Source organism: Massilia putida (assembly GCF_001941825.1).
GTDB lineage: Bacteria > Pseudomonadota > Gammaproteobacteria > Burkholderiales > Burkholderiaceae_D > Telluria > Telluria putida.
Genome location: NZ_CP019038.1, coordinates 1,353,712 through 1,372,376, shown reverse-complemented (window position 1 = coordinate 1,372,376; position 18,665 = coordinate 1,353,712). Strand labels below are relative to the sequence as shown.

Here is an 18,665-nt window from a genome sequence, read left to right as displayed (position 1 = left end):
GACCCTTTGTTTTTGTTGATGACAGGCTATTTGAGGTAGAGCAGCGCTGCGGCCACCAGCACCACCATGGTCCAGGCGAAAAGTCCCAAGGTGTACAGGTACAGTTTGCCGGTCTGCACGGCGCGCATCCGGCCGCCACCGGCCTGCAACAGACCTGCAAGCGCATCGGCCGCGGCGGCGAAGGCCGAACTTTCTGCTTGTTCGGTGCCGTCGGCCAGGGAGCGGGCGGTTCGTGCCAGGCCGCCTGCGCTGGCGTCGAGTGCGGACTCAATGCCGGCTAGGCCCCTGCGACCGCTGCCTGAAATCGTGTAGGCGGCGGCCACCAGATGGCGGACCACGCCGTCCAGCCAGCGTTCCAGGGTCTCGGCGGCGGCTGCCATATTCCAGACCAATGCGCAGGCCGCGCTCACCAGGCCCACGAGGGGGCTTTGCAGCCTCAACACCGCCGTCCCGAGTACTGGCGCGGCGCCGCGCCGCCAGGCGCTGGCCGCGCCCAGCAGCAGGCCGCCGGCGCCGGCACCCAGCGCGCCCAGGTGAACCGCGAGAGAGGAGGACGCGACGGGAGAAAAAGGCAACAGCGGCCCCATACCCTTGAGAAGCGGCGTGATCAGGGCCGCGCCAAATGCCGTCCCCAGCATGCCCAGTCGCATGGTGCGGCCGACCGCGCCTGTATTGCCTTCGCCCGCCCTGGTCGGTCCCCACAGAAGCAGCGCCGCGGCGCGGCCGATGTACATGCCGGCCAGCAGCAGCAGCGCCAGCACAGCAAGCCCTTGAGCCGGGCCCGTACGCCAGGCGGCGCCGAGGATGGCGTCGTGGCTGGTTTCGGTGAACAAGGGTTCGATGCCGGCCAGTGCCAGCGCGCCGACGGCAAAACAGGCCGCAGTGACAGGCAATACCCGCCAGATCCCGCCGAGCTCGCGCAGGTCGCGCGTGCCCGCATGTTTGTCGATGCTGCCAGCGCACATGAACAGCGTCGACTTGAACAGGCCATGTGCGACCAGGTGCAACGCGGCAGCGTACGGCGCCCCGAGTCCGACAGCAAGCAGCATCTCGCCCAGCTGCGAGATGGTCGACCAGGCAAGAAGGCGCTTGAGGTCAGTCTGTGCGGTGGCCAGCAGGGCGCCAGTGGCGGCGCTCAGGAGGCCGAGCCAGAAAATGACCGCGCGCGCGTCCGCCGTCGCTGCCAGCAGCGGGTACAGGCGCAGCATCAGGTAGACGCCAGCCGCTACCATCGTGGCCGAGTGCAGTAGCGCCGATACCGGGGTTGGCGCGACCATTGCGTCCGGCAGCCAGAGCGACAGCGGCAGCTGAGCACTCTTGCCGACAGCGGCACTGAAGAACAGCAGCGCTAGCAAGGTGGCGAACGCCGGCGGCAGGGCCCCGGCACTGGCCAGTTCGAGGAAGCGGGCGATATCCGTGGTGCCGGTAGCGTCAAGCACCAGCAGCCAGCCGAGCAGGAAGCCGACGTCGCCGATGCGTGTCATCAGGAAGGCCTTGGCGGCTGCTGATGCCGAGCCCGGCTCCCGATGGTGGAAGCCGATCAGCAGCCACGATGCCACCCCGACCAGCTCCCATGCCGCAAACAGCAGGACGAAGGAACTGGCCAGCACCAGTGCGAGCATGGCGCCGACGAACAGACCGAGTTCGGCAAAGAAGCGCGCGCGCAAGGGCTCACCGCGCATGTAGCCGGCGCCGTAGACCAGCACCGCGAGCGCGACCGCAGCCACCAGTACCGCCATCGACCAGCTCAGGCCGCCAAGCTCGAGGCCCGCCTGCAGCACTCGCCCGCCACTTTTAAACCAGACAGCGCGCACTGTGGTCCGCGTGCCGTGCAAAAGCAGCAGTGCACCGAGCGCGGCCCCCGTTGCGCCGATCACGAGTATGGGCGGCAAGCGCGGATAGTGTTGCGCAACGCCCTGCGGCAGCGACCACACGACGAGGCTGGCTATCAGCGGCAACAGCGGCACCGCCAGGAGCAGCGCGCTCATCCCTTGAGCTCCGTATAGCTGTCGACCTGGACATCCTTGCGCTGGCGGTAAAGCAGAAGCATGATCGCCAGGCCGACAGCCATTTCGACGGCGCCGACGGTCACCAGCATGATGAGGAAAATCTGCCCGGAATAGTCGTCCGGCTGCACGAAGCGCCAGAATGCGATGACGTTCAGGCCAGCGGCATTGAGCAGCAGCTCGATTCCCATCAGGATCATCACGGCCGAGCGTTGTGCGACCACGGTATATACGCCGATCGCGAATAGCGCAGCGCTGACCAGCAGGTAGGCAGTCAGCGGTATTGTCATGACCACTTTCCTTCCTCGTGGCCGGGGGCGGGGCCAGACTCTGCTGGCGGCGGATCTTCTCGGCGCGCGACCGGCAGTGCGCGTCCGGGCGCCTCGGCATGCTGGTTGGTGCGCGCAAGAAACACGGCGCCAAAGATGCCGAGCAGGATCAGGAAGCCGGCGCCCTCGAACGCGATCATGTATTTGTGCATCAGCATCATGCCGACCGCACGGGCCGAGTCGGGATTGGGGTGTTGCCCTGCCACCGGCCAGTCGGGACGCAGCAGCAACAGCGCGAACAGGCCGATTCCGATGGCCGCCGCACCCCAAGCGGCGACGGGGCGCACCGGCGTCACCATCGACATGTCCATGTCCATGCCGCCCATGTCCCCCATCTTGTCCATGTCGCCGCATGACGTACTGCCATGGTCCATATGGGCGTGGTCCATGCCACCGTGCGAGCCGTGGCCGGCCGCCTTGTCTGCATGGTCCATCTCGTCACGATTCATCGCGTCGTGACCCGCGTCCTCCTTCAGACTGCTGCCAGTATCGTCATCGGCCTTCTCGTCCGGCTCCGGCTCCGGCTCCGGTTGGAGACCCCGACTGAAGAAGCGCTCGATCGGGCTCATCATGTCCGGCATGCCCGCCATCATGGACCCGCCGGGATCGTGCATGAACAGCACCATGAACAGGATCATGACCAGCATGCCGCCGATGTACATCATGATTTGAAGCAGCCCCATCAAGTCGGCGGCGAGCAGGATGAATAAGCCGCCCACGCCAATGAACGATGCCATCAGGAATATGCCGCTGCGGAACATGCTCATCGTGGTCGCCATGCCGAGCGCACCGGCGAGCGCGAGGAAGGCACATAAGCCGAAGGCAACCAGCACTGCTGTCTGTTCCACATTCATCCAGTGGGTCCGATCTTCAACAAAATGAGACCGCCGACCAGCAGCACATTTGCCAAGCCCAGGGGAATCAGCACCTTCCATGACAGCCCCAGCATTCTGGCCACACTCAAGGGCCGGACCATTCGCCCGCCGGCGAGCATCAGGATCATTAGTCCCAGCGTCTTCAGCGCCATCCATAATGGGGCCGGAAGCCATGGGCCCGACCATCCGCCGAGGAACAGCACCGCGCCCATGGCGGCTACCAGCAGCAGTAGGCCCGACAGCGCAAGCCGCCAAATCAAGGCTTCTGGCCCGGTGCTGACGCCGAGCACGCCACCTACCACGCTATCCGCGAACGGTTCCAGGAACGGTGCCCGATAACACTGCATCAGCCCTGTCACGAGGTATAGCGCGAAACCGAGCGGCTGCAGTACGATGAACCATACTCCCTGCTGCGCCTCGACGATGCGTGTCGTGGACAGGGACTTTGCCATCATGATCGTACCGACCACGGCCATACCGAGAGGCACGACGTAAGCCACGAGCTGGGCCACCGCGCGATAGCAAGCCTCGACCGCGTGGCCTGTGTTGGCACCCCAGCCGGACAGGGCAATGCCGAGCACGGCGAAGTCGATCACGACGATGAAATAAAACACGCCAATCTGCAAGTCCTCGCCGACCAGTGCCGGTCCAAACGGCATCACGACGGCGCCGAGCAAGACCGCGGCCAGCGCGACCGCGGGACCGATCGGATACAGCCAGCGGTCCCGTCGACCCAGGTGGACGGCCGCGGTTCCCGCCTGATGCATGGCCCCCGGCTCCCCGCGCATCAGCACCCGTTCAATGCGTCCGCTCACCCAGGCCCCTGCGAGCAGCGCCAACGTGACCAGAAGGGTTTTGCCGGCTATTCCCATTTAAGGCCACCCATTGCCCAGGCATACAGGATGCCGGTCGAGAGCAAGGCGATAAAAACCAGCATGTCGAGGAAGGCGGAAATGCCGAGGTCGGCGAACACGACGGCCCAAGGGTACATGAAGATCATTTCCATATCGAAAGCGAGAAAGATCAGCGCATACACGGGAAAGCCGATGTGGAATTGGGCCCAGGCAGCTGGCGGACTGGGTTCGCGTTGCGGCTCTCGACTCTTGCCCGAGATCGCGAACGCCAGGAGTCCCATGCCCGCAGCAATGAGCACGATGAGGCCAGCCATGCCGTAGGCCGATACACTCTGTTCACGCATTCCGTTCTCCCGTCCGACGTGGTGCGAGGAAACACGCTGACATCCTGCTGCGAATAGGGCTCACAGCATGGGCGTGTACATAATCAGTTGGCAAAATCGTACAGCAGAGAGCTCCCAAGGGCCGCACGAATCGATTCCATTGGAGACATGATGGCTCGAAAGGATTTAAAACTGTGCAGCTCAGGCGCTCATATTCGCCGCCGGCCGCGTGAGCACCGCAAACGCGATGCGAAAAAGGCAACGCTAATCAGAATGAAGATTACATTTTTGTAATCCGTTCGTCACTCTTCTTATACTTTCTAGCGTCTACGATAGGCCTTAAGCGAACATACATGATTTTTCGCACTTCCATTCTTGAAAGTCGATTAGTCAAGAAGTACACAGTCAGTGAATTTGGAGGTGTTTGTAATGTGTAGCTTAAAAACCATGCTTAAGATCGGTGTAATGATGTCAGCCATCACAGGTCTCCTGTATATATCGGTACCAGAAATACGGTCGTTGATTCTTACGGCTGCGCCTACACTTGTTTTTCTCCTGTGTCCTATTTCCATGTTCTTGGGAATGAGGCTAATGGGAGGTAAAGGATGCGAATCTCGCGAAGCAGAACAGCAAAAAGCTGCCTCTCTGGTGTCTATTGACAAGCGCGAGCCGGCCTTGGGTGAATTTAAGCGGTAAGCCTGCATGGGCATCCTTGCTTTCACATTGATGCAGTTCCTTCTGCAGTTTTCTTCATCGGCTAAGCCTCTTCTGTGATAATTTTCGAAGCAGTCATCGTGTAAAAAGCGTCAGGACGACCACTATGTCTACCTGATGGGAAGGACCTGCAATGCCGAAAATAGAAGTTTATGCAAATCCAGACTATGCTCCCGAAGGTGCATCTTTCGAAGTTCAATCTGGAAAGTCGCTGTGTGATGCGCTCCTCGAGCATGGGATCGAGATTGAACATGCCTGTGGTAAAGTCGGCGCGTGTACGACATGCCATGTGATCGTAAGGGCGGGCGCAAGTTCGCTTCCCGTGGCAACCGATAAAGAGGAGGACATGCTCGACCGTGCATGGGGGCTTGAGCCGACATCCCGGCTCTCATGCCAAGCGGCCGCCAGGACTACTGACTTGGTTATCGAAATACCGAGATATTCGATAAATCATGCGAAGGAACTACCGTGAAGGTTTCTTTAAAGCGTGGTAGCAATCAAGCAATCAAGCAATTGGGAATCGGTAATTATTTACGGCCTCGGTTTCGACGTATTGCAACACAGCCGTCCTTCTGGACGGCTTGCGCATTATAGAAAGATCAACACTTCCGGAAATTAGCATCATAGATCGAATTCACATTGTACGCAAAGCGATGAAAGGTATGAATGCACGCCAATAACGAAAATGTTCCACTTTGGGATGTCATTATAGTCGGCGGAGGGCCGGCTGGAATGAACGCCGCCTTGGTTCTCGGCAGATGTCGGCGAAAAGTGTTGATGTTTGATGAAGGTGTTCCACGCAATGCTGTATCTCATGCCTTGCATGGTTTTTTGAGCCGGGATGGCATTCACCCGTCGGAACTTCGTGCAATAGCCCGGCAAGAGCTAAAAGAATATCCTTCGGTTAAGGTTGACGATGACCGGATAGTTGACGCAATACGTACGGATATCGGTTTTTCAGTAACTAGTCGAGATGGCCGAGTTTTCTTCGCACGCAAACTGCTACTCGCAGGCGGTGTTGTCGACGAACTGCCACAGCAGCCAGGGTTTCGCGAGCTTTACGGGGTAGGGCTGTTTCATTGCCCTTATTGTGATGGATGGGAGATGCGCGACCAACCTCTTGCAGTGTATGGCCGCGGAGATCAGAAGGGAGGCGGTCTTGCACTTGAGATGACTCATTGGAGTCGAGACATTGTACTGTGCACCGACGGCGATTCCGAGCTGAGCAACCAATTCCGTCAGCGTCTTATCGCCAACGGTGTCGAACTGCGAGAAGAGCCGATTCTACGTTTAGAAATTCTCGCTAATACACCGTATTCCGCCTCGTTCGATATCGTGTTTTCGTCGGGATCAACACTGCGCCGCTCAGCATTCTTTTTCAATACCGGCCGACAGCAGTCGACCGATCTGGCAAAGCGCCTTGGTTGTGACATGTTCGACCCGAAAGGATGTGAAATTGACAACGATCAGCAAATGACGCCTGTTCCGGGGCTTTACGTTGCTGGCGATGCATCGCGTGATGTTTTGCAGGTGATCGTTGCAGCAGCTGAGGGAGCTCAGGCAGCTATCGGGATCAACACAGCGTGCTGAAAGAAGATTTAAAGTGACCAAGGTCACAGATCAAGTTCTCGGTTGCTGAGCGAAGTTAAATTGGCAGACTGGTCGAGATGGTGGCGATCAACATCGGCAACGCTGCAGCAGTTATTAACGAGAAAAATTGCAACGGGGTAGCGTGGCGCCGCTAAAGCAGTTTCTTATTGCTCAGAGAACACGGAGCAAGCATGTTGGATGGTTCGTATGACCTACATAGTTACCGAAGCGTGCATCAGATGCAAGTACACTGATTGTGTTGAGGTTTGTCCTGTGGATGCATTCAGAGAGGGGCCGAATTTCCTTGCGATCGACCCCGATACGTGTATCGATTGCAGTCTGTGTGTGCCCGAATGTCCCGTAGAGGCTATTTTTCCAGATAGTCATGTGCCCGAAGAACAGAACGTATTTATTCAGCTGAACTGTGATCTGGCGGGTAAATGGAAAGTGATCGTGAGGCCGAGACCTCCTCTTCCAGACGCTGACTATTGGGCTCGAATTACCAAAAAGTTAATTTATCTTGAGCGGTGAGGTTCGGCCGCGCTGTGTGAACCGAGAGCGCGGCCGATATAGAGCCTGCGGCTCTGGCAGGCGGGTGATGAAATCACAGGATCGGAAATCATGCAGCGTATTGCGGCGCCAATGGTCGGTGAGTTGCTATCCGCCCTATTGCTGTCGATGTTTATGGTGCCAGTGGTGTACATGTTGATGCGCCGTCGGGAGCTACAATTAGAGAATGTCCGGAAAGCTGAAGCCAACGAGGCTGTTCATGAAAATACATGAGTTACGACGACGGGATAGCACGAGTCGTACAGGTTTCAGGAATGCTTGAGAGACTGGGTTAAGACGTTCACGCCAATTGTCGCGTTCTAATTAACATTTTTGTAATCATTATAGGAGTCAATCCAATAGGGAGATTATTGGACCTTTTTCTGGTCAGGCGAAACCCAAGTTCCATGAGCGCGCATTAGGTCTGAGGGCATATCGTCAGGAATTGCTTGCTTCGAATATTGAAAATTCTGACACGCCGGGGTACAAAACTGTAGACATCGACATTAACACTGCTATCAAAAGTGGCCGGCCATGACGGTGGGCATCTCGGTCAAGGACTTGACGCTGTTCGACAAGCTCGCGGTCAACAGGAGCGGTCGAAAGCAGGAAGGATCGGACTACGTCGTGACTGCCGTGCAGTAACGAGCGCCGCGAAGGGGTGGCAAGAGTCATCGGCATATGTCGCCCTGCCTGTCAGACAAAAGGAGTAGCAATCATGTGCAGCGTAAAGACCATAGTCAAGGTCGCGCTCGGGATAGGAGCGTTACTTATCCTCGGATATCTGCTGTTTCCGGAATCGCGAGCATTGATCGCGGCTGCGGCGCCGTATCTGCTAATACTGGCATGCCCGCTGGGGATGTACTTCATGATGAAGGACAAGAATACGCCGGAAGAAAGGGAACCGGAGCGCGACGGGAAGTGAGCGATCGGGAGACAGTGTCCGACGCTTCAACCATGTGCCGCCCGCAAAGGCGGTGAAGGAGATGTCATGGAAGACATGAACGGATTTGCCCGCCACTATGGCCACTGGGGATTGGTCGTCGTGATCGTCGTGGCGGTGTCCTGGATACTGTATCGATTCGCTGCGCCACGAGGCTGGCGCGAGTGGGCCGGCACCGGCCTGCTCCAGGCGTTCATCATCGCACTCTATGCGGAGATGTACGGTTTTCCGTTGACCATCTATCTGTTGACCGGCTTCCTCGGTATCGACATTCCGCTTGACGCCATGCCCGGACATCTGTGGAGCGCGCTGCTCGGCTACGGCATGGTCGGCGGCATGATTGAAATGCTTCTCGGCGGCGTCTTTATCCTGTTCGGATTGTTGCTGCTGATCGTCGGCTGGAGAAGCGTGTACCGGGCAAGGCAGGAAGGACGCTTTGCCAGAGATGGCCTCTATGGCGTGGTTCGCCATCCGCAATATACCGGCATCATGCTGGCCGTATTCGGTCAGATCGTGCATTGGCCGACCGTCATTACCTTGGCGCTCTTTCCTGCAATTGTGCTTGTGTATGTCCGGCTCGCGCGCAAGGAGGAACAAGACATGATCGCGCGCTTCGGCGCGGCGTACCAGGAGTATATGCGGCAGGTTCCGCGGTTCTTTCCGCGTCGTGGCGAGTGGGGCCGGCTATTCGAAGCAATCAGGGTATGACGGATCCGCGTGTTTAATTTGCCAACGCCGTTTCCTTCATTGAATGCAGCAAAGACGTTCAACGGCTTCTCAGGATCATGCGATGAATATTGGTGAGGCGGCCAAACACTCGGGTGTGTCGGCCAAAATGATTCGCTACTACGAAGGCATCGGGCTTGTCCAGCGCGGCCAACGGTCGGAGTCCGGCTACCGGATCTATTGCGAGAGCGATTTGCGCATCCTGCGCTTTCTCAGGCGCGCGCGCAACGTCGGCTTTTCGATCGAGGAAATTCGGGAACTGCTTTCGCCTCTGGCGAATCCGGCGCAAAGAACAGCGGAGGCCCGCGTGCTGGTGCAGGCGTGCATCGGAGAATTGGACCGTCGCATCGAGCAAGCGGTCGCCATGCGCGACGCTCTTAATCATCTGGCACGGACTTGCGACAGAAAACACAAGCATTGATGGACGAGAAAACCATGACGAATCCATTGTCCCTGATCAAGCCTGCGCCCGGCGCGTGGAAAAGCAGCTCGGTGGCATTCTGGGCGTGAAGCGCGCCGGGCTCAATTTAGCCAGCGCCCGGGCGACCGTCGAATACGACGCCGCGCGTGTCGGCATCCGCGACCTAATCGCTGCAATCGAGCGTACCAGTTACCCTTATCGATACCTATTGCGACCCGCTGTCGCTGTGATGTACCAACGCGTTGCGTTGCGTTCCGGCTGGCGCGCTTACAGCGCCTGCTCCAGGGCGTCGAGGGCGAAATCGGTCCGCATCGAGCTGCTCACCCACCAGCCAACGATCCGCCGAGCAAAACGTCGATGACGAAGGTCACGTAGACGAAGCCCTGCCACGTCGAGACGTACGGGTGAGTAGACCGTGGGAATTTCACCCACGGCCCCTCTCAGAACCGGATGTGAACCTCTCAGCTCATCCGGCTTCCATCATCCAGCCGATGGGACATATCCGATTTCCAGTGCACGAAGGCACTTTCAAACTGACGCGCAAGTCGCCGGAGGGCGCGGCCTGCTCGGGTTTTATGCCGAGCGAGGTGCTTGTACTTACGCATCATCCAGCGCGTCATGTAGCCATTGGAACTTTGCCGCCACGCTAGCCAGCTGAGCTCCGCTTTTTAACGGTACAGCAACCATCATCCCGTTCTTGCTCCTGGCGCTTAAGGCAGCGCTGCGATGACCCTTGCCCTAGACTGCGCTCTGGTGGTACGGAACAGTATTGACTGTCTGCTAAATTGCGGCGCTATCTGAAAATTACAGAAATGTAACTCCCCTGTCATTCTTATGTTTCGGCTCAGATATTAAGATGTTTGCGTAGTTGGGAAGGATTTGATTTTCAGAACATTTGTTATAAGGAGTATTTGTCATGAAAAAACTGTTAGTTGCTTCTATGCTGTTTGCTGCCTCGGCTGCCTCGTTCGCGTCAGCACAGGACGAAAAACTGGTTCCACTCAAGAGTGGAGAGACTCTTCACGTCTATGCAGACGGAAAGATGGCAATGGAGGACAAGTACGGCCACCCTACAGGCATGAAACCAGGTCAGATCATGGAAACCAAGGATGGCCAGAAAATGATCATGCGCGGTAACGAAACGGCTCGTCTCGACATGCAGCTGCAAATAGATAACGGTGGACGGCGATAAGGTCCACGCTTATCCTTTGAAGAGGAGACCGACAGCTGGTTCTTATGCGACCGCCGGGCCGTAGGATTAAAAGCTGACCCAAGCTTTTTAGAGGTACTCGGTCCGGCATTTTTTGGCACGAGGGATGGCGTGTATGACAGACGCCAACGGAGTTAAACTGCTAAGTAAGTATGCGGAATTTCGTGCTGCGCCGCGGTGAGGTATCACTCGGCGGCCAGCCCGATGCTACTTTGCTCGCCCGTCGTGTGCTTTTCATGACGCCGGCCGTTGAGCAAAGCCCTACCTCGGGTACACACGAGAAGTTCAAATAGTCGGCTAGAGCAGAAGGCGGGAGGTGTCCAAATTGTGAAACCTCCCGTGCCACTTGTGCTTCTCCAGCAAGCTTGTGTCGCTAAAGCCGGGGCTGACTTGTGCTCCATGCTACGCCGCCGGCGCTTCGACGGCGGCCGTATTTTAGAGCAAATCCGAATTCCCGCTCGAACAAGCGAAGTACTTCACCACATGTGTCTGGCGCACGTTGCGATCCCACCGGTGGCAGCTCAAGCCGCGGTCGACGTATGGTATCAACGTAACCATCGTCCTAGACGTTGTGTCCCCAACCGTGGCCAAGAAACGCACACCTCGCGTAAACACTTCTCGTCGCTGCAAACTCGGTGTCGGAAGGATGACTGCTCGTCGGAGCGTCAGGGTAACGCATTCGTGCCCCTGCTCACCGCACGGTCAGGGCGGTTGAGTGATGGATCGTGGCCTCACCAGCATACGGAATAGGGAAGCAACATTGTCCTAGAGTGAGCCGTCCTTAAGCGGTTGAGACCAGCCTACATCCGGTCCTTCCAACCCGTGTATATTGCATCTTTTTCGTTTCAGTTTTATCACATCGCCATGAAAATTCTCGTTATTGAAGATGAGCCGCGTGCTGCCGAATACCTGAGACAAGGTTTGTCCGAGCACGGTTACGTTGTCGATACGGCTATTAGCGGCGCTGATGGACTGCACAAAGCCCTCGAAACGGATTATGACTTGGTGTTGCTTGATATCATGCTTCCCGGCTTTGATGGCTTTGCCGTGTTGTCTGCCTTACGAAGCGGAAAGCAAACGCCAGTGCTGATGCTAACCGCCAGAGGAAGCATGGACGATAAAATCAGGGGATTCGATTTAGGAGCAGACGACTATTTGGTCAAGCCATTCGATTTTTCCGAACTTTTGGCCCGAGTACGCGCGATAGTAAAGCGCGGGAATGCCGCGCCATTGGACAGTGTCCTGTGCGTAGGCAACCTCCAGGTCGATTCTGTCAGACACCGGGCGATACGCGGCGGTAGCCCTATCGACCTGACGGCAAAGGAATTTGCGTTGCTTGTACTGCTGATGCGGCGAGCCGGAGAAGTGCTCTCCCGAACGCAAATTGCGTCCTTGGTATGGGATATTAACTTTGATTCCGATACGAACATTATAGATGTCGCGATAAAGCGCTTACGCGCCAAGGTTGATGACCCTTTCGACGTCAAACTCATTCACACCGTGCGAGGTGTCGGCTATGTTTTTGAGCTGCGCACATGAAAATACGTAGTCTTGCGCTCAAGCTGGCATTACTGGTCGGGACACTTGGCTTGCTCCAAAGCCTTGCAGTGCTTGGTTTCTCGTATAGCACGATGTCGGCGAACTTGGCCCAGCAAAAGCGAGATTTACTTAAAGGAAATGTAGTTGAGGCGCGGCACCTGCTTGACAAGGAAACGAACCTTGCCGCGCTCAGTAGCGCAGCCTATCGACTTTCGGACTTGTTATCAGGACATGAGGGACTGCACGTCGCTGTAGCGAGACCAGGTAGCAGTACAGCGCTAGTAGCGTTCAGTCCTATCGGGGTGGAATCTGTCCGCAGGCTTCATACCGACACGTGGGGAGCAGATGCGTTCCTTGATTGGCGTATGCCACAGTCAGATGCCCCAATGCTCTCGATCGTTGTGTCAAGCGAGGTCGTCAGCGGCGAGGGATATGTGCTCTTGCTAACCTCGGACCGGAGCAACGACGAAGAATTACTGTCAAAGCTTCTATTTACAGCACTTACCGCTGCTCCATTTGCGTTGGTGATTGTTTCGCTCGGAGCCTGGACGATTGTGAGTATTGGATTGAGGCCATTGAGTCGCTTCCGCGCTGCAGCGATGCGAGTCACGGCAAAAAACATGTCTGGACGGATTTCACCGGACGAGATGCCGCAAGAATTGCTAACATTATGTCTCGCGTTCAACGCCATGTTAGATCGCCTGGACGACGGCATTCGCCGGCTCTCTCAATTTTCCGGCGATCTCGCGCACGAAATGCGAACACCAATTTCAATTCTTCTGGGAAGGACTCAAGTAGCGTTGTCGCAATCGCGCACACATGGCGAGTTAATAGAGTTGCTTGAGGGAAATGTCGACGAATTGGAACGCCTCGGCCGAGTAGTCGCAGACATGCTTTTTTTAGCTCGTGCCGACAATACCACGGAAGTTCTTAATTCAACGACGGTAGAGCTTGGAGATGAGGCTATTAAAAGCGCTGAATATGTAGAACTTTTGGCCCATGAACGCGACATTTCCTTTCATGTATCAGGTCACGGTAAGATATTAGCGGACAGGACACTTGTTGGACGAGCAATTACAAATCTGCTTTCCAATGCCGCACGCTACGGCGAAGCGAACAGCTCCGTGGAAATTCGAATAAAAGACGAAAACGAAACAGTTGACCTAACTGTCATGAATAAAGGAGAGCGAATCTCATTCGAACACCGCGAACGGCTTTTCGACCGATTTTACAGGACCGATTCTGCAAGGTCACGGGATTCAGGAGGTACAGGACTGGGGCTTTCGATCGTGAGGGCCATTATGACACTTCATGGCGGCCATGTGACGATGGAAAGCGATGAAGCTGGTATAACCAGCTTTACACTTCATTTCCCGAAAAGCTCGAAAAATATTGAAGGCGGCCTCAGTAAAAGCGCGCACTCCGGATCTGTTAAAGCTTGAATCGCCACGTTTTTTCGACATTCGACGGGCGCTGTCGACTTGCCGATAGCCATATCGCCGCGTCAGCGCCAAAGGCTCTGAATACGCGTCTATGTGAAGTGGCGATTTGGCTAATCGTATAGGCGATAGCCAGCATCAGTTCCTTTCGCGGCGAGTACCGTAATGTTGAGAACGACGTCGACGTCGGTCGTGCCGGCGTGCTCCGGGACTTCCGGCGGCCGTGACGGTGTCAAATAGCGCGGAACCAATCCACCCACGAGCCGCAAATCATCCTTCAATGAGCCAAATGCTCGCAGCAGTGCGATGAGTGCGATCTCACACGCCTTGGTATGATCGGTGTTGTATTCCGCGGCGGTCTTATGTTTCGTGTTCATTTGCTGCTTCCTATCTTGAGCGCATGTTTGCGGAACTCTTCCGCGAGCTCTTTGTTGCGACCGTAGCCGTTGAGAAGATCCAGATACTGTATGAATCGGCTGGCAAAGCGGGAGTGTGGGCGTTCAGGATGCTCGTCCAGGAACAGGAACGACGCGCCGGTTCGTTCGATCAGGACTACATTGGAGCCTTTATCCGCTTGAGACAGATCCATTGCAGAAGCCAGCTGCTCTGCCTCGCCTGGCTGAACGATGACTTCCACACGATCAACGTTGGTTAATCGCGGAACGATGGCGTTGGCAGCAGCGGCTCCGGTGAGGGCCCATTCTTGCCGTGCATGTCTGACGAATCCTTCAATGATCCGATCGGTGATGCGCCCGCTGGGAGCATACGTATACCAGCGGGTTTTAACTTCCCGCCGCCGTATCCACTCCTCAGCCCATGCGTCGAGCAGCGCTGCAGGATCACGCAGGCGGCGGCGCTGACTCGGGCCGCTGCCCTTGGATTCGACGAAGTCATGTTGCTCAAGGGCCTGCATCATGCTCGACACAGTAAAGGTCGATGTATGCGAGAGAAGAGAGAGCTCCCCTCCAGAGATGTACCCGTCATCAGGATTTTTATACCAATGGTAGAGCAAGGCATGGACAACCTGTTCACGTGCCCCGCTAAACAGCGCGATATCCTTTTTACGGGCTGGGCGAATAGGTGCGCGCTCGATATCGACTAACCATGTGTGATGTCTAAAGTACAGTGTTCCGCTCTGATCATAGTAGTTGATTCCCGCGTTCCGCAGTTCCTCGCGCGAACCTGGACTGATCGTATCGGCGACCAAACATAGTTCAATGTGAGTGCCGGGAGGGACCGTGGCTCGATACTCCATCAGGTGGTTGATCGCCATACGGGCATCTCGTGGATAGGCTACGCGTTTCATCTCGACTGCCAATATGCAGGAGCGCCCGTCCGGAGTCTTTGTTTCCACCAACGCGTCTAGCCGCGCATTTCGACGGTGATCACCAAATGGCACTTCTACCTCTTCATGTTCCGCGAAGAAACCGGTAACACCCTGGAGCGCACCGGTAAAATCATGCAACAAGGAAATATCGACGTTATTCATGCGTACTATATTAGCTGCGCAGCTAATATGACGCAGGCGTCTAACTTAGCTAAAAACGGAGGATTAGCTGTGCAGCTAATCTTTGGCGGCATACTGCAGCGGATCGCGGCACCAATGGTTGGGGGGTGATTACGGCGCCACTGCTATCGATGTTCGTGGTGCCAACGGTCTATCTGCTGTTGCGACGCCGCCACTTAGCGCACAGTCGTCATCCCCAAGTAAGTTTGGAGAAATCCCGATCCGGATGAATTTGTATACACAAATTATCCAAAATACGCATGAGCATGCTACATTGTTCATATGTCCTATAGGCTACGACATTTCTTGCTTTACCTGCTCATCGCCTCCCTGCCAATGCAAAGCATTGCGGGGGTAGCGAAGTTCGAGTGCGGCATGTCGCATCATCCACTCATCGTGGATGACGCCGTGCATGAGGGCTTGTCGATGCATGGGACGATGAGCCGCGCTGCCCATGAAGATGAGCATGAACATGAGCATACTGGCGTGGCCGAGCAAGGTAGCAGTTCTGATGACGCAGACTGCGAAGGCACCGATGCTCAGGCACGATCGGCCTGCGGCACATGTGCAGACTGCTATATTGGCGCGTTTGGACCACCCCCTGGCGTTGCCCTGACTGTCCTTAATGAAGCGGCATGGGGCGTACAGCAAATTCCTTCCTCCTCGTTCATCGGGCATATCCCTGCCCGGATCGAACGTCCTCCACGAGCTACCAGCGCAATTGCGTCTTGATTGACGGCTGCGGCCAGTGCCGATGCCTGTGCTCGCGCGCCACCATGGCCGGAAGCTGGTAGCAGAACCAGCCGAAAGGCACGTACACATTTGCATTCGCCGTCCTGCGGCACACCGTCCCGTGGTCGGCGTCTCTGCGGACTGAACCTGTAAGGGTTTCGGTCCCATGGCTCTTACAAGAACATACCTGGAGGGTAAATGGTTCACAAGTACATCCCAACAACGACAGCGGTGCTCGCATTAATGGCCCTGCAACCCGGCGCTCACGCACAGCAGCCGGCCACTGGCGACAACACGCAAGCGGCAGACATGCAGCGGGTCCAGATCACTGGCAGTCGCATCAACCTTCGACAGGAACAGGTCTCAGGCGTCGGGCCGGTCACCGTGATCGATGCAGACACCATCCAACGCTCCGGAGCAATCTCCATCGAGACGCTTCTTCAGCGGTTGCCATCGTCCGCAGGTACGGCGGGGAACCAGACCAGTGCGTACTGGACCAGTAATGGCTACGGCACGACGCAAGTCAATCTGCGCGGTCTCGGGATCGATCGCACCTTGGTCCTGTTGAATGGGCGCAGGGTGGTTTCCGGAGGCACGGGCGCCAACAGCTCGGTCGACCTGAACATGATACCGGTTGCGATGATCGAGCGGATCGAGGTGTTGAAAGATGGCGCTTCAGCGATCTACGGGGCGGACGCGGTTGCGGGCGTCGTCAACATCATCACGAAGAAGGCGATCGACGGCGTGGAGGCCTCCGTCCGGTACGGAAAGACCGAGCGTGGTGATGGCGCCGAGAAGTCGGCAGATATCGTCTGGGGTACACGCAGCGAGCGCGGAAGCCTGATGGCTTCGTTGAACTATTCCGAGAGCGATGCGGTCAATCTGGCCTCGCGTGCACCTTGCGCATTGTTTGAAGACGATGGCGAATTGGTGTGTTCCGGTAGCTCTTCTACCATCGGCGGCCGTGCGCGTCTGGCAGATGGACGACGGATCAACTTTAACCAGGACCCGAACGGCAATCCACGTGGTTACGAAACCTACAGCGCAGCAAAACACGCCTACAACAGTAATCCCTTCCTAAACGCGGTGAATCCAATAAAGCGCGTCGGCGTCAGCGCCTTTGGCAACATGAGGTTAAGTGACAAGGTTGACCTGTTCAGTGAACTCATGTTTACCAATCGTCAGTCCGAGCAGTTAGCCACGCCGGGGGCGATCGGCGTCTATCGGCCTATCACGATTGCCGCCAACCATCCGACGAATCCGACCGGGCAGGATCTGACATTGGAGCGTCGCAGGGTTGCCGAGGTGGGGCCGCGCTACTTCTTCCAGGAGACGAACACGTTCCGCATCGTCGCCGGACTGAAGGGGGCGCTAGGGGACAAATGGGATTGGTCGGCTTCGCTGAACTGGGGCCGCAACACCGGCGTCGATGGCATGACGAACATTATCAACCTCGACCGTGTAGATGCGACACTCAACGCCGCGACGTGCGGAACGAGTCCGACCGCTGCACCGTGCGGGAATTATCTCGGTTATGGAAACCTTAGCCCGGCGGTCCTGGAATACATACACTTCACCACTCGTGATAACGGCGGCAACGACCAGAAAAGCTTTAACGCAAGCATCAGCGGTGAACTGTTCTCGTTGCCGGCCGGTCCAGTGGGCTTCGCCTCTGGCTTCGAATACCGACGGGAGCAGGGATGGCGCGACCCGGACAGTCTGATTGTGTCGGGGGCAGCGAACACGAATGCCCAGGATCCGATCGCAGGGCAGTACAGCGCGCGGGAGGTATTCGCAGAGCTGTCCATGCCTCTGTTGGCAAAGCTGCCCATGATGCAATCGCTGACTGCGAACGCCGCCGCCCGGTATTCCGACTACAGCCTGTTCGGATCGCAGGCCACTTACAAGCTGGGACTCGACTGGCAGGTGATCCCGGCACTGAAGATGCGCGCGAACAGGTCGACGGCCTTCCGCGTCCCGAATGTTCCCGAACTGTTTGGGGGCGTTTCTGAGGGTAACCTGACCACGACCGATCCGTGCAACAACTGGAACGCGCTCGATCCGAATTCGAACGTCTACAAGAACTGCAAGGTCTCCGGCGTGCCAGCCGGCTTCAAGCAGTTTGGCCCCTCGATCCTGACGACCGGCGGCGGCAACCCCAATTTGAAGCCGGAAGAGGCGGACACTTTTACGGTTGGCGCTGTGTGGACGCCATCGAAATCGCTGACGCTGACCCTCGACTACTTCAACATCCGGATCGATAACGCGATCGAGACGGTTCCGGGTTCGACCAAGCTGGCGGTTTGCTACAACTCGCCTGGTCTGAGCCACATCTTCTGCGGTCCTTCGAGCTTCACGCGCGATCCGCGCACCGGAGAAATTAACTTCCTTTCGTCGCAACCGGAAAACGCCGCAACACAGCGGGTGAGTGGGCTGGACTTTGGCGCTTTGGTCGACTTCACCGTGTTCGGGTGGGCCTCGTCATTCGTTGCGGACGTCTCGCGCCTCAACCGGTTCGACGTGCAGCCATTCCCGGGAGGGGAGACGATCGAATACGCGGGCAAGATAACGGGCGGCCGGGGTAGCTACGCCAAGTGGAGGTCGACCGCTTCGCTGACGACGTCCAACGGGCCATGGTCGGGTTCCTGGACGGTCCAGTACATCGGTTCCGCGGACGACATCAACGCCGCACCGGCTGACATCGGCTCGCGTGCACCGGGCATCGCGTATCACAATGCGAGCGTGAAGTATGCGTTCAACAAGGCGATGACTGTCTCCTTTGGCGTCGATAACTTGTTCGACAAAGGCGCGCCCTACATCCAGAGCTGGACGGACGGCAACACCGACACGATGACCTATGACTTGCTCGGTCGACGTTGGCATGTTCGCCTAGGCTACAAGTTCTAAG

At 57.0% G+C, this 18,665-nt stretch carries 21 protein-coding genes and 2 pseudogenes; 15 read left to right on the top strand and 8 right to left on the bottom strand.

Going from position 1 to position 18,665, the window contains the following annotated elements:
• Window positions 1-26: 26 nt before the first annotated feature.
• Genes BVG12_RS08405 through BVG12_RS08385 form a run of 5 tightly spaced genes read right to left on the bottom strand, consistent with a single transcriptional unit; the run spans window position 27 to window position 4,408 of the window.
• The gene (locus BVG12_RS08405) at window positions 27-1,988 is read right to left on the bottom strand and encodes an NADH-quinone oxidoreductase subunit 5 family protein (RefSeq protein ID WP_047826641.1); all 1,962 of its coding nucleotides are present in this window, start codon (window positions 1,986-1,988) and stop codon (window positions 27-29) included.
• Complete coding sequence (gene nuoK, locus BVG12_RS08400; RefSeq protein WP_075792003.1) at window positions 1,985-2,296, bottom strand: NADH-quinone oxidoreductase subunit NuoK; 312 nt, start codon at window positions 2,294-2,296, stop codon at window positions 1,985-1,987. The genes BVG12_RS08405 and nuoK overlap by 4 nt, the downstream gene beginning before the upstream one ends.
• Complete coding sequence (locus BVG12_RS08395; RefSeq protein ID WP_075792002.1) at window positions 2,293-3,189, bottom strand: NADH-quinone oxidoreductase subunit J family protein; 897 nt, start codon at window positions 3,187-3,189, stop codon at window positions 2,293-2,295. The genes nuoK and BVG12_RS08395 overlap by 4 nt, the downstream gene beginning before the upstream one ends.
• On the bottom strand, window positions 3,186-4,082 hold the full coding sequence (locus BVG12_RS08390) for a complex I subunit 1 family protein (protein WP_047826644.1): 897 nt from the start codon (window positions 4,080-4,082) through the stop codon (window positions 3,186-3,188). The genes BVG12_RS08395 and BVG12_RS08390 overlap by 4 nt, the downstream gene beginning before the upstream one ends.
• Entirely contained in the window at window positions 4,073-4,408 is a 336-nt protein-coding gene (locus BVG12_RS08385; RefSeq protein WP_075792001.1) for an NADH-quinone oxidoreductase subunit A, read from the bottom strand. Before BVG12_RS08385 ends, BVG12_RS08390 begins: the two co-directional genes overlap by 10 nt.
• A 408-nt stretch (window positions 4,409-4,816) precedes the next feature.
• On the opposite strand from BVG12_RS08385, the gene BVG12_RS35795 reads away from it, so the two are divergent.
• The 10 genes and pseudogenes from BVG12_RS35795 to BVG12_RS35500 form a co-directional block, all read left to right on the top strand.
• The gene (locus BVG12_RS35795) at window positions 4,817-5,083 is read left to right on the top strand and encodes a DUF2933 domain-containing protein (protein ID WP_083684782.1); all 267 of its coding nucleotides are present in this window, start codon (window positions 4,817-4,819) and stop codon (window positions 5,081-5,083) included.
• 151 nt (window positions 5,084-5,234) lie between these two features.
• The gene (gene fdx, locus BVG12_RS08375; RefSeq protein ID WP_075791999.1) at window positions 5,235-5,573 is read left to right on the top strand and encodes an ISC system 2Fe-2S type ferredoxin; all 339 of its coding nucleotides are present in this window, start codon (window positions 5,235-5,237) and stop codon (window positions 5,571-5,573) included.
• A gap of 194 nt (window positions 5,574-5,767) precedes the next feature.
• Window positions 5,768-6,691: an NAD(P)/FAD-dependent oxidoreductase gene (locus BVG12_RS08370; protein WP_075791998.1), complete on the top strand. Its 924-nt coding sequence runs from the start codon at window positions 5,768-5,770 to the stop codon at window positions 6,689-6,691.
• Window positions 6,692-6,898: 207 nt separating this feature from the next.
• Entirely contained in the window at window positions 6,899-7,222 is a 324-nt protein-coding gene (fdxA, locus tag BVG12_RS08365; protein ID WP_075791997.1) for a ferredoxin FdxA, read from the top strand.
• Between the two features lie 90 nt (window positions 7,223-7,312).
• Entirely contained in the window at window positions 7,313-7,474 is a 162-nt protein-coding gene (locus tag BVG12_RS33935) for a hypothetical protein (RefSeq protein WP_156328277.1), read from the top strand.
• A gap of 133 nt (window positions 7,475-7,607) precedes the next feature.
• Window positions 7,608-7,778 carry a flagellar basal body rod protein FlgB gene (locus BVG12_RS35505; RefSeq protein ID WP_084777151.1) on the top strand — a complete coding sequence of 57 codons (171 nt, stop codon included), beginning with the start codon at window positions 7,608-7,610 and terminating at the stop codon, window positions 7,776-7,778.
• A gap of 180 nt (window positions 7,779-7,958) precedes the next feature.
• Complete coding sequence (locus tag BVG12_RS08355; RefSeq protein WP_052234476.1) at window positions 7,959-8,165, top strand: DUF2933 domain-containing protein; 207 nt, start codon at window positions 7,959-7,961, stop codon at window positions 8,163-8,165.
• A 66-nt stretch (window positions 8,166-8,231) separates the two neighbouring features.
• A complete protein-coding gene (locus BVG12_RS08350; RefSeq protein WP_082439648.1) occupies window positions 8,232-8,891 on the top strand; it encodes a methyltransferase family protein in 660 nt (219 codons plus the stop codon).
• A gap of 82 nt (window positions 8,892-8,973) precedes the next feature.
• Window positions 8,974-9,330, top strand: coding sequence for a MerR family transcriptional regulator (locus BVG12_RS08345; protein ID WP_075791996.1), 357 nt, complete (start codon window positions 8,974-8,976; stop codon window positions 9,328-9,330).
• Window positions 9,290-9,511, top strand: a pseudogene (locus BVG12_RS35500) (heavy-metal-associated domain-containing protein); the annotation flags it as partial. The gene BVG12_RS08345 and the pseudogene BVG12_RS35500, both read left to right, overlap by 41 nt.
• A 27-nt stretch (window positions 9,512-9,538) precedes the next feature.
• On the opposite strand, the pseudogene BVG12_RS33925 reads toward BVG12_RS35500, so the two are convergent.
• Window positions 9,539-9,743 (bottom strand): annotated as a pseudogene (locus tag BVG12_RS33925) (DDE-type integrase/transposase/recombinase); the annotation flags it as partial.
• 503 nt (window positions 9,744-10,246) lie between these two features.
• Here BVG12_RS33925 and BVG12_RS08330 point away from each other — a divergent pair.
• The 3 genes from BVG12_RS08330 (at window position 10,247) to BVG12_RS08320 (ending at window position 13,521) form a co-directional block, all read left to right on the top strand.
• Window positions 10,247-10,522, top strand: coding sequence for a CopK family periplasmic copper-binding protein (locus BVG12_RS08330; RefSeq protein WP_060566935.1), 276 nt, complete (start codon window positions 10,247-10,249; stop codon window positions 10,520-10,522).
• A gap of 882 nt (window positions 10,523-11,404) precedes the next feature.
• Window positions 11,405-12,079 carry a heavy metal response regulator transcription factor gene (locus BVG12_RS08325; RefSeq protein WP_047826649.1) on the top strand — a complete coding sequence of 225 codons (675 nt, stop codon included), beginning with the start codon at window positions 11,405-11,407 and terminating at the stop codon, window positions 12,077-12,079.
• On the top strand, window positions 12,076-13,521 hold the full coding sequence (locus BVG12_RS08320) for a heavy metal sensor histidine kinase (RefSeq protein WP_075791995.1): 1,446 nt from the start codon (window positions 12,076-12,078) through the stop codon (window positions 13,519-13,521). Before BVG12_RS08325 ends, BVG12_RS08320 begins: the two co-directional genes overlap by 4 nt.
• Before the next feature lie 110 nt (window positions 13,522-13,631).
• Here the strand turns inward: BVG12_RS08320 and BVG12_RS08315 are convergent, their stop codons facing one another.
• On the bottom strand, window positions 13,632-13,895 hold the full coding sequence (locus tag BVG12_RS08315) for a hypothetical protein (protein ID WP_047826650.1): 264 nt from the start codon (window positions 13,893-13,895) through the stop codon (window positions 13,632-13,634).
• Entirely contained in the window at window positions 13,892-15,007 is a 1,116-nt protein-coding gene (locus tag BVG12_RS08310; RefSeq protein WP_082439647.1) for a type IV toxin-antitoxin system AbiEi family antitoxin, read from the bottom strand. The genes BVG12_RS08315 and BVG12_RS08310 overlap by 4 nt, the downstream gene beginning before the upstream one ends.
• A gap of 324 nt (window positions 15,008-15,331) precedes the next feature.
• Here BVG12_RS08310 and BVG12_RS33920 point away from each other — a divergent pair, with 324 nt between their 5' ends.
• Complete coding sequence (locus BVG12_RS33920; RefSeq protein WP_156895582.1) at window positions 15,332-15,757, top strand: hypothetical protein; 426 nt, start codon at window positions 15,332-15,334, stop codon at window positions 15,755-15,757.
• Window positions 15,758-15,955: 198 nt separating this feature from the next.
• Entirely contained in the window at window positions 15,956-18,664 is a 2,709-nt protein-coding gene (locus tag BVG12_RS08295; protein WP_075791991.1) for a TonB-dependent receptor, read from the top strand.
• Window position 18,665 lies beyond the last annotated feature (1 nt).

What these genes read in the sequence shown, in the direction of transcription:
- BVG12_RS08405 (WP_047826641.1), bottom strand. Translation starts at nt 1,988, where the DNA reads ATGAGCGCGCTGCTCCTGGCGGTGCCGCTGTTGCCGCTGATAGCCAGC.
- nuoK (WP_075792003.1), bottom strand. Translation starts at nt 2,296, where the DNA reads ATGACAATACCGCTGACTGCCTACCTGCTGGTCAGCGCTGCGCTATTC.
- BVG12_RS08395 (WP_075792002.1), bottom strand. Translation starts at nt 3,189, where the DNA reads ATGAATGTGGAACAGACAGCAGTGCTGGTTGCCTTCGGCTTATGTGCC.
- BVG12_RS08390 (WP_047826644.1), bottom strand. Translation starts at nt 4,082, where the DNA reads ATGGGAATAGCCGGCAAAACCCTTCTGGTCACGTTGGCGCTGCTCGCA.
- BVG12_RS08385 (WP_075792001.1), bottom strand. Translation starts at nt 4,408, where the DNA reads ATGCGTGAACAGAGTGTATCGGCCTACGGCATGGCTGGCCTCATCGTG.
- BVG12_RS35795 (WP_083684782.1), top strand. Translation starts at nt 4,817, where the DNA reads ATGTGTAGCTTAAAAACCATGCTTAAGATCGGTGTAATGATGTCAGCC.
- fdx (WP_075791999.1), top strand. Translation starts at nt 5,235, where the DNA reads ATGCCGAAAATAGAAGTTTATGCAAATCCAGACTATGCTCCCGAAGGT.
- BVG12_RS08370 (WP_075791998.1), top strand. Translation starts at nt 5,768, where the DNA reads ATGCACGCCAATAACGAAAATGTTCCACTTTGGGATGTCATTATAGTC.
- fdxA (WP_075791997.1), top strand. Translation starts at nt 6,899, where the DNA reads ATGACCTACATAGTTACCGAAGCGTGCATCAGATGCAAGTACACTGAT.
- BVG12_RS33935 (WP_156328277.1), top strand. Translation starts at nt 7,313, where the DNA reads ATGCAGCGTATTGCGGCGCCAATGGTCGGTGAGTTGCTATCCGCCCTA.
- BVG12_RS08355 (WP_052234476.1), top strand. Translation starts at nt 7,959, where the DNA reads ATGTGCAGCGTAAAGACCATAGTCAAGGTCGCGCTCGGGATAGGAGCG.
- BVG12_RS08350 (WP_082439648.1), top strand. Translation starts at nt 8,232, where the DNA reads ATGGAAGACATGAACGGATTTGCCCGCCACTATGGCCACTGGGGATTG.
- BVG12_RS08345 (WP_075791996.1), top strand. Translation starts at nt 8,974, where the DNA reads ATGAATATTGGTGAGGCGGCCAAACACTCGGGTGTGTCGGCCAAAATG.
- BVG12_RS08330 (WP_060566935.1), top strand. Translation starts at nt 10,247, where the DNA reads ATGAAAAAACTGTTAGTTGCTTCTATGCTGTTTGCTGCCTCGGCTGCC.
- BVG12_RS08325 (WP_047826649.1), top strand. Translation starts at nt 11,405, where the DNA reads ATGAAAATTCTCGTTATTGAAGATGAGCCGCGTGCTGCCGAATACCTG.
- BVG12_RS08320 (WP_075791995.1), top strand. Translation starts at nt 12,076, where the DNA reads ATGAAAATACGTAGTCTTGCGCTCAAGCTGGCATTACTGGTCGGGACA.
- BVG12_RS08315 (WP_047826650.1), bottom strand. Translation starts at nt 13,895, where the DNA reads ATGAACACGAAACATAAGACCGCCGCGGAATACAACACCGATCATACC.
- BVG12_RS08310 (WP_082439647.1), bottom strand. Translation starts at nt 15,007, where the DNA reads ATGAATAACGTCGATATTTCCTTGTTGCATGATTTTACCGGTGCGCTC.
- BVG12_RS08295 (WP_075791991.1), top strand. Translation starts at nt 15,956, where the DNA reads ATGGTTCACAAGTACATCCCAACAACGACAGCGGTGCTCGCATTAATG.